We start from the raw sequence: 13,230 nt of genomic DNA, 5'->3' as shown, positions 1-13,230 counted from the left end.
TGATTTTCCTCCTAGTTACAACGCTAGTCATACTTAACTGGTTGTTCTTGTAATCGTTTCAAATTCCGTTTAGTGCGTACTTCAGGCTTCATGGACGCCAATCTCGCACGACAAACAACACGCGGCTTCAAACATTCAACCATTCCCTGTTTAAAGCGACCGTGGCGCTTCTTGGAAACACACATTAACTGATTGAACATTTAGAGAACCGAGCTATCATTTTCCGATTTCGTTCCGTTCCAATGCCGATTTTTCTTTTTTAACAATGGCGGCTTCCATGACCACCTTTACCCGAACGCATCACTTGGAACTTAGTATACCTTAATTTTCAAGATAAAAACAAGGGGGATTTCATTGACCACGTTCGCACACAGCGAAAAGCCCCTATTGCAGCCAGCTGCAATAGGGGCTTTAGACGATAGACAAACGCTCGCTTTCTTCGTTGCTCACCGCATATGCTTATGCATCTTCATACGGTTTTGCATCTCGGCATCAAGCGTCAGTAGCATTCACATGAGGCTTATAGCGATTTGATTTTCGCCAGCGCCTGGTCAACCACCACTTTTTCCTGATCGTTTACAGGGGCAAGAGGGGGTTTCACTTCGCCAACGTCAATGCCGCTTTTGTTAAGCGCATACTTTACACACGCTGGATTTGGAGCTAGGAATAGAGCTTGCATGACAGGCAACAGCTTGCGGTGCATCATTGCCGCTTTTGCATTTTCCCCTGCCTGAAACGCGCCAACCATCGCTTGCATTTCCTTGCCAATTAGATGGGAGGCAACAGAAACGATCCCATCTCCGCCAATCGCTAAAATCGGTAGCGTCATGCTATCGTCACCGCTATAAACAGCAAATGAGGCTGGCGTATGCTCGATGATGGCCGCAATTTGTTCCAAATTGCCACTTGCTTCTTTAATCGCCACGATATTTTTGACATTCGCAAGGGCGATCGTTGTTTCCGCCTCAAGGTTGACTCCCGTCCTGCCTGGAACGTTGTACAGCATGACTGGCAAGTTTGTCTCGTTGGCAATTTCATTAAAATGGGAAAAAAGCCCTTGTTGCGACGGTTTATTGTAATACGGAGTGACAAGCATGACACCGTCGACGCCTGTCTTTTCCGCCGCCTTTGTTAGCTCAACCGAAGCATGCGTATCATTGGAGCCTGTGCCAGCTACGACGGCCGCACGCCCGTTGGCCTGTTTGACACAAAAAGCGAACAGCTCTAGTTTTTCTTCTTTGGACAGCAGCGGTGATTCTCCGGTTGTCCCGGCTACAATGAGGACATCGGTTCCGTTTGCAATCAAATGCTCGATAAGCTGCTCTGCCTGCTGATAATCGATTGCGCCCGTTGATTGAAACGGCGTTACCATAGCTGTCCACACTGGGCCGTATTTTCCTGTTGGTTTCACATGCGCCCCCTCCGTTTATAAGAAATTACACAGTTGTCGCTTCACTGAGCTGAAACATTTTGTGCAGAGCATTCACTGCCTTTTTCATATCTTCATTTTTGACTAATACCCAAATCGTTGTATGGGAATCTGCCGATTGCAAAATTTGTACATTCTCTCCACTTAAGGCGCTGACAATTTTCGCAGCAACGCCAGGTACACCGCTCATTCCTGCTCCCACAGCGGACACTTTCGCGCACCCGCGCCGAAGCTCAGGCGTGTATCCAAGACGCTCAAGCACTTGTTTTGCTTTATCTGCCGCCTCATCACTGACAGTATAGGTCACCCCACTAGGGCTAATGTTAATAAAGTCTACACTAATCTTAGCTTGGGCCATCGACTTAAACACATTTTCCTGTAAGTCAAGCTGGCCCTCTTTTGCAGCAACTTTGATTTGCGTCACATTCGCCACATGGGCAATTCCTGTAATCATCCGTTCGTTTACATCCATTGAATGGGAAGCGCCAAGGGCCGTGACGAGCGTCCCCTCGTTGTCTGAGTAAGTGGAGCGAATCCGGATCGGAATTTTCGCTTGCATGGCAATTTCCACCGCCCGCGGATGGATGACTTTTGCGCCTTGGTACGCCATGTTGCAAATTTCATTGTAAGACATGGCTTCCAATGCTCTCGCGTCGCTGACAATCCGAGGATCGGCGGTCATAACACCTTCTACATCAGTAAAAATGTCAACCCACTCCGCGTGAAGAGCTGCGCCCAGAGCTGTTGCCGATGTATCGCTCGCACCGCGGCCGAGCGTCGTTACATCGCCGCTTTTCGACTGTCCTTGAAAACCGGCAACAACGACGACATCTTCTGTCTCTAGCTTTTTAAGCAAATGCTCGCATTTCATTTCTTTAATTTTCGCGTTGCCGAACTCCTCGTTTGTACGAAATCCTGCTTTCGCTCCGTTCATGGCCGTCGCTTGGACGCCGTGTGCATTGAGGAGATCTGAAAATACAACCGCTGAAATCGTCTCGCCGCAAGAAACAAGCAAGTCTTGTTCCCGCTTCGTGATGCGGGATTTGCTAACGAGGCTAAGCAGCGTATCGGTTGCATAAGGATCGCCTTTTCGGCCCATCGCTGAGACAACAACGACAACTTTGTAGCCGTCATTGACTGCTTTTTGAACATGGCGCACCGCTTGCAGCCTCGATTCGTCCGTTTTTACAGATGTACCGCCAAATTTCTGGATAATGATTTTCATGTTTGATTCACTCACTTGTTCAATAGGTTCAGCTTGATGAGGCTTTCTGCGATTTGCACGGAATTCCAAGCTGCCCCTTTTAAAAGATTGTCAGATACAACCCAAGCATGGTAGCCATTGTCACGATCTAAGTCGCGGCGCACTCTGCCGACGAATACGTCGTTTTTGCCGACTGCATTTGTGACGAGGGGGTAAAGCTGTTCTGCTGGGTTGTCTTGGAGTGTGATGCCTGGCGCTTCGCTTAGCAAAGCTTGGATTTCTTTTACGCTTGCGCCAGACTGCTCCGTTTCGAAGTAGACAGATTCTGAGTGGCCCGTTTCAATTGGCAAACGCACGCATGTAGCAGCCACTTCAAGTTCAGGCATATGCATGATCTTCTTCGTTTCATTAATCATTTTCATTTCCTCGAACGTATAGCCATTATCTTGAAACACATCAATTTGCGGAATTGCGTTAAAAGCAATTTGGTAATGGCGTTTCTCTTTCGCGACCGGCAGCACTTCTGCCGTTGCTTCTTTCCCATCCAAAATGGCCCGTGTTTGCTTTTCCATTTCCTCGACTGCTTCAAGCCCTGCACCTGAAACGGCTTGGTATGTGGACACGATCACTTTCTTTAATCCAAGCTTTTGGCGGATCGGCTCCAACGCAACTACCATTTGGATCGTGGAACAATTTGGATTGGCAATTACACCTTGGTGGTTGTGCAAATCGCTTTCATTGACTTCAGGCACGACAAGGGGCACGTCAGCGTCCATCCGAAATGCGCTCGTGTTGTCGACGCAAACAGCTCCGCGTTTAATCGCTTCAGGAACAAGCGCTTTTGACACTGAACCGCCTGCTGAGAAAAGGGCTAATTGTACACCTTGAAACGACTCAGGCGTCGCCTCTTCGACTGTATAAGATTGGCCTTTAAACGTTATTTGTTTTCCAGCCGAACGTTTCGATGAAAGGAGCTTTAGGCTCTTAATTGGAAAATCACGTTGTTCTAATGTTTTCAGCATTTGCTGGCCGACTGCGCCGGTTGCTCCGACGACAGCGACGTCAAAATGTTGTTGTTCGTTCATGGTTTCGTATCCTCCCTCAAAGTTCAGCTATCTATCTCTTATCCTCTACTAAACTTTACGGGATTTCCCGACGATACGCAACTGTCCAAAGCCTATTTTTGTACAAGAACAGGCTGAAGTTGGTTGCCGTGCATCGCTGCTTCAGCTGCAGGAATTAGTTGATCCATATGGGCTACAAGGGAATTCGGCTTTTTCACATGGTCATCTTGGCCATATGGAATAAAGTAAATATTTTTTGTCGCCATTAAGCGCATAATGTTGACGCCGTTCAATCCGAGGCCATCGTTTGTAGAAATTCCAAGCAAAACAGGTTTGCCGTTGCGCAATGTCGCTTTTGCCCCCATGAGTACTGGGCTGTCTGTCATCGCATTCGCAAATTTGGAAATCGAATTTCCTGTCATCGGGGCAATAATCATTAAATCGAGAGGGGTTTTCGGCCCAAAGGGCTCTGCTTTGACCATTGAATTGACAAATGGCTCAGAAGTGATCGTTTGCAGCCGTTTCATCCAATCCCCACTGTCGCCGAACTTGGTGTCTGTCGTCTCTACTGTATAGGTTAAAAAAGGGGTGACTTTCGCGCCGAGCTTAACCAAATTCTCAATTTGCGGATAAACAGCGTCAAATGTGCAATGTGAGCCAGTTAGGCCAAACCCTATATGTTTGCCTTTAAGCATCGCGCACGCTCCTTCATTATGATTGTGTTTGTTCATGAAGCAAATCACTTAAAACATTTGCTAAAATCTTGCCCGCTGTTTTCGGGGCGACCATGCCTGGAAGACCAGGAACGTGCATGGCTTTCAAGCCTCTTTTTTTGGCATACGCAAAATCAACGCCGCCAGGTTTTGACGCCAAGTCAAGGACAAAAGCATGTTGTGGTAATTCGGCGAGGACGTCAGACGTGACAATTCTGGCTGGGATGGTATTGATAATGAGATCGATGTTTTTTAACGTTTCTTTTAGTGCGGTAAGGGGAAAAGGCTCGACTCCGAGTTCGAAGGCACGGGCGAGCAATGCCGTTTCCTTTGCGCCGACAAAAACGCTCGCACCAAGGGCATGGAATGTGCGGGCAATGGTCATGCCGATGCGGCCAAGGCCGAGCACCGCCACTTTCGCATGGTGGATCGTATGATCTGTATGCTGAATCGCCAGCATGACTGCGCCTTCAGCTGTTGGAATCGAGTTGTAAATTGCCACATCATCGCGGTCCATTAATAGGACAATTTTGCATTTCGCTTTTGCGGCCAATTTTTCTAATCGGTCTGTCGAAATGCCAGTATAAATCGTGCAATGGTCAGGCGTTTCATTTAAGTAAGCTGCTTTCAATTTTAATTCCTGGTTTGAGAAAACGCTGGCAATGAGACCATCATTGGACATGCCGCCTACCGGCAACAAAATCGCATCCACTGTCGACCACTCGATCTCAGGCAACTCTTGCTTGCTTGTGCCAATGAAGCCATCGTTTAATTGTTCAAAACCAACAAGGGAAATTTTTGCATCTAGTGCCGATAATTTGCGAATGATCTCAAGCTGGCGTGCATCGCCGCCAATCATGACCACATGGGTTCCAGTGAGCATGCTGATCCTCCTTTTATGCGTTGCTTCTTTTAAAGCATATGACTAAGTGAACCAATCGGTGCAGGCACAAAAAAAAGCTTGCAAATGCAAGCTTTCAGCCTGTAGGCAAACGACGACGTATGCGAGCGTTTCTCTCAGCCTCATTGGGGTGGCCGCCAAAGTCGACCACCATTCTTATGTTTCAATAATAATCATGTCTTGGCCGATTTTTTTGATTTGCTGCCAATAAACCGTCACTTCTTTGTCTTTGCGGTTAAATTGGTACCAGCGGCTCGTCGGCACAACAAAGGCGTGAATTTCCCCTGTATGCTCGTCAAACAGCACATCTGTCTGTCCTAAAACACCAAGACGTTCGCCTTTCTCAAAATCAATGATTTCTTTGTTAGCAATTTCACTTAGCCGCAAGCCCATCACCTCTTATTCCAATGTATGTACGTCGAAAAGAAAGTAGACTAGTTGCTGAAAATCGTTGGCGGCATTGTTTCGCTTGAGGCGACAAGCGAAACGGCCGGCGTGGCCCCAAGGAGCTGGCAAGCTAGATCGTTGACCATCTCTAAACTGACAGCATTAATATCGGCGATCAACTCGTCTAATGTTTTATGTTCTTGCAACAGCAATTCATTTTTGCCATTTCGTGTCATGCGGCTGCTTGTGCTTTCAAGCCCAAGCATAATGCTGCCTTTGAGCTGCTCTTTGCTATTTTCCAATTCTTTTTGGCTAAGACCTTCTGCACGTACCGCTTTCGTTACTTCAGCAAGAGCTTCTGTTAACTTTGGCAACTGTGCCATTTGCGTACCTGCATAAATCGTAAGCGTACCAATTCGTTCATACGAAGAATGATAAGAGAAAACAGAATAGCATAAGCCTTGTTCTTCGCGAATGGTTTGGAATAAACGGCTCGACATGCTGCCGCCAAGGGCATTGTTTAGCAAAATCAGCCCGAATGAACGGTTTGAACCAATTTCTAAGCCAGGGTAGGCTAAACATAGATGGGCTTGCTCGGAATCTTTCTGGCGGTATTTCACTGTTGGCGAGAAAGTCGCTTTTGGCACAGCAAACGGTTCAGGGGTTCGTTTCACCCGTGAAAACGTCTGCCTGACCTGCTCAATTAGCCTCTCATCAAAATGGCCGCAAACCGACACGACGACCCGTTCGCCTGTATAGAAACGCTTCATGTAATCACTGATTTGCTGACGGTGAAATGTTTGGAGCGTGTCTTCTGTGCCAAGAATTGGGTTCGCCAGCGAGGAACGGCCAAAGACAGCTTGACTAAGCAAATCGTGGACGAGGTCGTCTGGTGTGTCCTCCACCATTTTGATTTCTTCGAGCACCACTTTTTTCTCGCGCTCGATTTCTGTTTCATCAAAGATAGAGTCAAAAAACATATCTTGTAGTACATCAAGGGCAAAAGCAGCATGCTCATCTAAAACTTTAGCGTAGTAGCATGTGTATTCTTTTGCCGTAAACGCATTGACCTGTCCGCCAATGCGATCAAACGCTTCTGCGATTTGTTTGGCTGAACGCGTTTTCGTTCCTTTAAACAACATATGTTCAATAAAATGGGAAATGCCATTTTCCTCATTTGTTTCATTGCGGGAGCCTGTTTTTACCCAGATGCCAATCGCAACAGACCGAATGGCCTCGTTGGCCTCCGCAATAATTCGCACGCCGTTGTCCAGCGTCTCTTTTTTAATCACGTTTTGTACCCCCATTGCTCTCAGCTGCCATCTTTGCGGCAATTCTTGTTTCATCCATTAAATCGCTAACAGTCCCGATCTGCAACTGTTTTTCTTGCATCCCTTGTATAATCGCTTCAAGCCCTTTTGACGATGATTCTGTCGGATGCATTAACAACATCGAGCCTGCCTGCATTTGATTGACAACCCGTTCAACCATAACAGATGGTTCGGGCTTTTTCCAGTCAATTGTATCGACTGTCCATAAAATGGTACGCATATCGTATGCAGCAGCTCGTTCAACCACCAGTTGGTTAAATTCGCCGCTTGGGGGAGCAAACCATTTTGGTGTGACATCCAGTGTTGCTTCAATTACTTCCGTCGTTTTTGTCAACTCTTCGTCTATTTCCGCCTTAGAGAGGGCATTCATGTGAGGGTGCGAATAAGCATGGCTGCCAATCTCATGGCCTTCTTCTTTAATCATTACAGCAAGTTGTGGATTTTTTTTCACCCATGATCCATCTAAAAAAAACGTCGCTTTGACATCATACTGCTGCAACACTTTTAACATATCAGGCAAATACTCATTTCCCCAGGCAACATTGATTAAAAAGCTAACCATCGGCTTTTCTTCGTGGCCTTTATACGTAGGGGCTGGTGGCAGATCCTCAAGATGGACATCCGGTTTTGTTTCTTTAAAGACGAGTTTTGACTGGTTGAAACTTCCAGACTCCTTCATTTTATTATAAGATTGTTCAATGTCGACCTCAAGCCCGTTGTAACCTGGCAACGCTTTCCAGACTTTGTCAATGCGTGCGTTTGTTGCTGGAATCGCCACTTTTTCTGCATGCGCTTTAATTTGTTTTAACAACTCATTCTCTTCTGTATCTACATCTTCCGTTGCGTTTGTTTTCAAGGTGTCGATATACTGAAGCGAAAATGGGTTTTGAATCGCGCCTATTGCCAGCACGACCATGACACCACACAAACAGAAGTGAAGCCATTTTTGTTTCATTGTGTCCCCTCCTGCTAGATACTTACTAGCATGTCTATGAGCAAAAGAAGAGGACTAGACGTTTGCCCATAAAAAAAGACTAGGAATTTTCCCCAGTCTTTGTTTCTTATTCGTTGGCTGTATCTTTTGCTTCTTTTTCTTGCTTTTCCCGTTGTTCTTTTAACAGGACTTTGCGAGACAAATTGACTCGTCCTTGATTGTCAATTTCAGTGACGCGGACGTCTACTTCATCACCGAGCTTGAAAACGTCTTCGACTTTGTTGATCCGTTCTTCAGCAATTTGTGAGATATGGAGCAAGCCATCTTTGCCTTTAAACAGTTCGACAAAGGCACCAAACTTTTCAATGCGTTTAACTTTCCCATGGTACGTTTCACCGACTTGGACTTCTCGAACAAGATCTTCAATGATTTGTTTCGCTTTTTGGTTCATCGCGGTATCTAGGGAAGAAATATAGACAGTGCCGTCTTGCTCAATGTCTATTTTCACGCCTGTTTCCTCAATGATTTTATTGATGACCTTGCCGCTTGGTCCAATGACATCGCGGATTTTGTCCGGATTGATCGTTAGCGTCAAGATTTTTGGCGCATACTCCGACAACTCGGCACGAGGTTTGTCAATGGCCTCCATCATGTTGCTTAAAATTTTCATTCGTCCTTGTTTTGCTTGTTCAAGGGCTTGTTCGAGCACTTCGCGGTTAATGCCGGAAATTTTTATATCCATTTGCAAAGCTGTAACGCCATTCGCTGTGCCAGCGACTTTAAAGTCCATATCGCCAAGAGCGTCTTCCATGCCTTGGATATCAGTAAGCACCGTCATGTGCTCCCCTTGTTTGACAAGCCCCATCGCAATGCCTGCCACTGGGGCTTTAATTGGCACACCTGCGTCCATCATCGCTAACGTGCTTGCACAAATGCTTGCTTGTGAAGTTGATCCGTTCGACTCCAACACTTCAGATACGAGCCGGATCGTATAAGGAAACTCTTGCTCACTTGGAATGACTTGCTCAAGCGCACGTTCGCCAAGGGCTCCATGACCGATTTCCCGGCGTCCTGGCGCGCGAATCGGACCGGTTTCCCCGACGCTAAACTGCGGAAAATTGTAGTGGTGCATAAACCGCTTCGTCTCTTCGATGCCCAAGCCATCTAGCACTTGTACATCGCCAAGGGCACCAAGCGTACAGACACTAAGTGCTTGTGTTTGTCCTCTTGTAAATAGACCGGAGCCATGTGTACGAGGCAGCAGCTTGATTTGCGACGATAACGGGCGGATTTCATCAACACCTCGTCCATCAGGACGGATTTTTTCAACAGTAATTAAGCGACGGACTTCTTCCTTAACGAACATTTGCAAAATCTCTTTTACTTCGTCCACATCGACGCTGTCATCGTCTGAATATTGTTCGACTTGTGCAGCAATGATCTCATCGATCGCATCTTGGCGTGCGTGTTTTTCCGCAATCCGAACTGCTTCTTTGATGCTAGCTTCGGCACTTTCACGTAATCGCGCTTCCAATTCAGCGTCAAATGTTTTCAGCTGCACTTCACGTTTTTCTTTGCCGCAAACTTCAACCACTTTTTCTTGGAAAGCAATCATTTTTTTAATGTTCTCATGCCCAGCTAAAATCGCTTCTAACATAACGTCTTCCGGGACTTCTTTTGCACCAGCTTCCACCATATTGATCGCTTCTTTTGTTCCAGCTACAGTTAGGTCAATATCGCTCTCTGCAAGTTGAGCGGGCGTTGGGTTCATAATGAATTCGCCATTAATTCTTCCAACAGTCACACCAGCAATCGGTCCTTCAAACGGAATGTCAGAAACACAAAGAGCCAGTGATGAACCGATCATTGCCGCCATTTCAGGAGAGGCGTCTTGGTCAGAGCTCATCACAATGCTGATTACTTGGACATCGTTACGAAACCCATCTGGAAACAGCGGTCGAATTGGACGGTCAATCAAACGGCTTGTTAAAATCGCCCGTTCGCTTGGACGTCCTTCCCGTTTAATAAACCCGCCTGGAATTTTTCCTGCTGCATATAAACGTTCTTCATAATTGACCGTTAACGGAAAGAAAGGAAGGTCTTTTGGTTCTTTTGAAGCAGTAGCTGTTGAAAGAACAGCTGTATCGCCATAACGGACGAGAACCGCTCCGTTGGCTTGTTTGGCTAATTGACCGACTTCGACGCTTAATGTCCGTCCAGCCCAGTCAATTGAAAACTCATGACGTTCTTGATCCATGAATGTGTACTCCTCTCGTACAACTAAAATTCTTCTTTCTTATTATGACCGAATCAGAACAAGTTTAAAAGAGTGAAATTAGGGTTGTTTTCCATTTTTCTAAGCTTGTCGCCTGCTAATGAAGCGCATGAAGAAAAAAGCGGGAGATCATCCCCCGCTTTTTTGCAAAACTATCGACGCAAGCCAAGCTTGTCAACAAGGTTACGGTAACGCGTTACGTCTTTATTACGTAAATAAGTTAGCAAGTTGCGACGTTGACCGACCATTTTCAAAAGGCCACGACGAGAGTGGTGATCTTTTTTATGCGTGCGCAAGTGATCGTTCAAAGTGTTAATTTGCTCCGTAAGAATAGCGACTTGGACTTCTGGAGAACCAGTGTCTGTCTCATGCGTTTTAAATTCTGCAATCAATTCATTTTTACGCTCTTGTGTCAATGCCATCAGAGCCACCTCCTTTTCCCTAAAACCCCAATTTCTGAGCAAACGGTGGTGAGTCGTTTTGCCAAGAAACGGGTGTCGTGTCCACATGGGGATGCAGACACTTTCTATGATAGCTTGATTGATCTGGAAATGCAAGCGTTCATTTTATAGCTTCTTTGCCTGTAACTACATCGCAAATATCACTTGGACGCTCTAAAAACGTTGTCTTCCCCTTAAAGACGTCAACGTTTAGCCATTTGCCGTATGTTGCTTGAAAAACTGCAACGCCGTTGCACGGTCACGGCCAAGCTGTGCTTTGATTTCGTCAATGCCGCTAAATTTTTGTTCCGAACGAATCCGCTCGTAAAACGCGACTTCCACCGTCTCCCCGTATATCTCCTTATTGAAGTCGAAAATGTTCACTTCCACAATTGGCTTTGCTAAATCATCGACAAATGTTGGTTTATAGCCAATGTTCGCCATTCCTTGGTATGTGTTGCCCGCATGTGTCAATGTGACAACATAGACGCCTGTTTTCGGCACAATAAACCGCTCTTTTGCAACGATGTTTGCAGTCGGATAGCCAATTAGCCGTCCCCGTGCGTCTCCATGGACAACTGTTCCAGAGAAAACATACGGGTAGCCGAGGAGCCTGGCCGCTTCGCTGACATTTCCTTCTGACAGCTGTTTGCGAATACGCGTTGACGAAATCTTTTCTTGCTCATCGCTCACTTGTTCGACCGTTGTATGCGTAAAGCGCCCGTTAGCATAACGGTCAATATCGTCCATCTTGCCTTCCCCTTTAACGCCGTATGTAAAGTCAAAGCCTGCCACCACATGCTTGACGTTTAAACCAATTACGAACCGCTCGATAAACGCTTGTGGCGTCAGTTTCGAAAACGCCTTTGTAAAATTGACAACGTAGACAACGTCGACCCCTAACGCCTTTAAGCGCACCACTTTTGCTTGCAGAGGCGTCAAATAATCAATTGGCTGATCCGGTTTACCAAGCACTTCTTTCGGATGGGGGTAAAACGTCATCACCGCAGACTGAATGCCCCGTTTTTCCGCTTCTGCTTTAGCGGTTTCGATGACCGCCTTGTGCCCTTTATGAACGCCGTCAAAATAGCCAAGAGCCATAGCTGTTGGCGCTGGGGCCTCTATGTGGCTAATCGAATCTAGATCTAGCTCCACTACCACCACTTTTCCCCCTTTACCGTTAAACATGACAAAATAACGTTTCTGGTTTAATAAGCCCAGCCTTTGTTGGATGTGCTTGATACAATGCCAAGCAATCTCCTTGTTCATTATAAAACAAAAAACGCCTGTCTCCAAAAGAAGCGCTTTTCTTCAGGACAGCACCATTGCGTATTCGTTTTTCCAGCTCCTTATCGGCAGTGACCCGTGGAAAATGCTGAAGAGCCGTATCAAGGGGTCGCAACTTATTCAGGCGCTCATCGAAACTCATTTCCGCAAATGCAGATAAAGGAATGGCATCTGCTTGTGTAAACGGGCCAGATGCTGTCCGTGTCAGCTTTGACATATGGGCAGGGTAGCCTGCCTTTTTCCCTATGTCAACAGCAAGTGTACGAATGTAAGTGCCTTTTGTACACGTAACAGAAAAGGCAAACGAAAAACAACCTGGCTTCGCAGTTGTTATTTCCGTCAATGTCAACGCTTTTATTTCCACTGTGCGCGTTGGCCGCTCGACTTCGATGCCCGCTCTAGCGTATTCATACAAGCGTTTGCCGTTTACTTTTACAGCCGAATAATAGGGGGGGGTTTGCTCGATTTTGCCGATAAAGGCTTGCAGCAACGCCTCAATTTCCGTACGCGTAAACGGTTTATCGACGCGTTTCTCTTCTACTACTTCACCGTGTGCGTCTTCCGTAGTCGTCGCCACGCCGAATGTGACTTCCCCTATATACGTTTTATCGTAATCGGACATGTATTTGACCACTTTTGTCGCTTTGCCGATGCAGATCGGCAAAACGCCATCCACTTCGGGATCGAGCGTCCCTGTATGGCCGACTTTCCGTGTTTGAAACCATTTCCGCATTTGGTGGACACAATCGTGGGATGTCCATCCTTTCGGTTTGTCGAGCACCACAATCCCTGTTGGCTCCATCAACATCACTCCCTGTCTTACTAAAAAAAGAAAGGATAGCGTCAGTGCGCTACCCTCAGGACAGCGTCTGCGCGCTCTCCTTTTGCAACTACTCGTTCGAATCGTTTTTGTTCAAATCGCGCAATAAGCTTTCAATTCGGTTGCCGTATTGAATCGATTCATCGAACGAAAAACTGAGCTCAGGTGTTTTCCGAAGGCGAATGCGCTTGCCCAATTCCGTTCGGATAAACCCTTTTGCCTTTTCAAGGCCAGCAAGGGTCGCTTTGCGTTCTTCATCATCACCGAGCACCGTAATAAAAGCCGTTGCTTGTTGTAAATCCCCTGTGACATCTACCCCGGTCACCGTGACAAAACGGACACGGGGATCTTTAATGTCGCGAATAAGGATGTCACTCAATTCTTTTTTCATTTGTTCGCCGACGCGAACAGCACGGTTATTCGCCACAATCGATCACCTCTACTA

The 13,230-nt window shown here is 46.5% G+C and carries 13 protein-coding genes; all 13 read right to left on the bottom strand.

All coding sequences use genetic code 11. The features are described from left to right. Positions 1-520 precede the first annotated feature (520 nt). The 13 genes from dapA to rbfA all read right to left on the bottom strand — a co-directional run bounded on the left by dapA (position 521) and on the right by rbfA (position 13,212). On the bottom strand, positions 521-1,411 hold the full coding sequence (dapA, locus tag BC8716_RS17025; RefSeq protein ID WP_094427640.1) for a 4-hydroxy-tetrahydrodipicolinate synthase: 891 nt from the start codon (positions 1,409-1,411) through the stop codon (positions 521-523). 25 nt (positions 1,412-1,436) lie between these two features. After that, positions 1,437-2,654, bottom strand: coding sequence for an aspartate kinase (gene dapG / locus BC8716_RS17020; protein ID WP_094427638.1), 1,218 nt, complete (start codon positions 2,652-2,654; stop codon positions 1,437-1,439). Positions 2,655-2,665: 11 nt separating this feature from the next. Further along, positions 2,666-3,718: an aspartate-semialdehyde dehydrogenase gene (asd, locus tag BC8716_RS17015; RefSeq protein WP_094427635.1), complete on the bottom strand. Its 1,053-nt coding sequence runs from the start codon at positions 3,716-3,718 to the stop codon at positions 2,666-2,668. Positions 3,719-3,810: 92 nt separating this feature from the next. Continuing rightward, the gene (gene dpaB / locus BC8716_RS17010) at positions 3,811-4,392 is read right to left on the bottom strand and encodes a dipicolinate synthase subunit B (RefSeq protein ID WP_094427633.1); all 582 of its coding nucleotides are present in this window, start codon (positions 4,390-4,392) and stop codon (positions 3,811-3,813) included. Between the two features lie 16 nt (positions 4,393-4,408). After that, positions 4,409-5,293, bottom strand: coding sequence for a dipicolinic acid synthetase subunit A (dpaA, locus tag BC8716_RS17005; RefSeq protein ID WP_094427631.1), 885 nt, complete (start codon positions 5,291-5,293; stop codon positions 4,409-4,411). A gap of 174 nt (positions 5,294-5,467) precedes the next feature. Then, a complete protein-coding gene (locus BC8716_RS17000; protein WP_062750821.1) occupies positions 5,468-5,698 on the bottom strand; it encodes a YlmC/YmxH family sporulation protein in 231 nt (76 codons plus the stop codon). Between the two features lie 47 nt (positions 5,699-5,745). Further along, complete coding sequence (locus BC8716_RS16995) at positions 5,746-6,990, bottom strand: M16 family metallopeptidase (RefSeq protein ID WP_094427629.1); 1,245 nt, start codon at positions 6,988-6,990, stop codon at positions 5,746-5,748. Beyond that, positions 6,983-7,984, bottom strand: a complete 1,002-nt coding sequence (locus tag BC8716_RS16990) for a polysaccharide deacetylase family protein (protein WP_094427626.1) — start codon at positions 7,982-7,984, stop codon at positions 6,983-6,985. The genes BC8716_RS16995 and BC8716_RS16990 overlap by 8 nt, the downstream gene beginning before the upstream one ends. A 106-nt stretch (positions 7,985-8,090) precedes the next feature. Then, positions 8,091-10,220 (bottom strand): polyribonucleotide nucleotidyltransferase, encoded by a 2,130-nt coding sequence (locus BC8716_RS16985; RefSeq protein WP_094427624.1) that lies wholly within the window; start codon positions 10,218-10,220, stop codon positions 8,091-8,093. Between the two features lie 170 nt (positions 10,221-10,390). Further along, positions 10,391-10,660, bottom strand: coding sequence for a 30S ribosomal protein S15 (gene rpsO, locus BC8716_RS16980; RefSeq protein WP_011247066.1), 270 nt, complete (start codon positions 10,658-10,660; stop codon positions 10,391-10,393). Positions 10,661-10,888: 228 nt separating this feature from the next. Beyond that, positions 10,889-11,842 carry a riboflavin biosynthesis protein RibF gene (gene ribF / locus BC8716_RS16975; RefSeq protein WP_094427622.1) on the bottom strand — a complete coding sequence of 318 codons (954 nt, stop codon included), beginning with the start codon at positions 11,840-11,842 and terminating at the stop codon, positions 10,889-10,891. A gap of 16 nt (positions 11,843-11,858) precedes the next feature. Further along, a complete protein-coding gene (gene truB / locus BC8716_RS16970; RefSeq protein ID WP_094427619.1) occupies positions 11,859-12,767 on the bottom strand; it encodes a tRNA pseudouridine(55) synthase TruB in 909 nt (302 codons plus the stop codon). A gap of 88 nt (positions 12,768-12,855) precedes the next feature. Then, a complete protein-coding gene (gene rbfA / locus BC8716_RS16965; protein WP_094427617.1) occupies positions 12,856-13,212 on the bottom strand; it encodes a 30S ribosome-binding factor RbfA in 357 nt (118 codons plus the stop codon). Between the last annotated feature and the right edge of the window lie 18 nt (positions 13,213-13,230).

This window comes from Shouchella clausii (assembly GCF_002250115.1).
Classification (GTDB): domain Bacteria; phylum Bacillota; class Bacilli; order Bacillales; family Bacillaceae_D; genus Shouchella; species Shouchella clausii.
Note: the sequence above shows the minus strand (reverse complement) of the source record. Positions and strands in the feature narration are given on the sequence as shown.

Coding starts and splice junctions, on each gene's coding strand:
- truB (WP_094427619.1), bottom strand. CDS start 12,767: ATGGAGCCAACAGGGATTGTGGTGCTCGACAAACCGAAAGGATGGACA.
- BC8716_RS16985 (WP_094427624.1), bottom strand. CDS start 10,220: ATGGATCAAGAACGTCATGAGTTTTCAATTGACTGGGCTGGACGGACA.
- dpaB (WP_094427633.1), bottom strand. CDS start 4,392: ATGCTTAAAGGCAAACATATAGGGTTTGGCCTAACTGGCTCACATTGC.
- asd (WP_094427635.1), bottom strand. CDS start 3,718: ATGAACGAACAACAACATTTTGACGTCGCTGTCGTCGGAGCAACCGGC.
- dapG (WP_094427638.1), bottom strand. CDS start 2,654: ATGAAAATCATTATCCAGAAATTTGGCGGTACATCTGTAAAAACGGAC.
- dpaA (WP_094427631.1), bottom strand. CDS start 5,293: ATGCTCACTGGAACCCATGTGGTCATGATTGGCGGCGATGCACGCCAG.
- BC8716_RS16990 (WP_094427626.1), bottom strand. CDS start 7,984: ATGAAACAAAAATGGCTTCACTTCTGTTTGTGTGGTGTCATGGTCGTG.
- rpsO (WP_011247066.1), bottom strand. CDS start 10,660: ATGGCATTGACACAAGAGCGTAAAAATGAATTGATTGCAGAATTTAAA.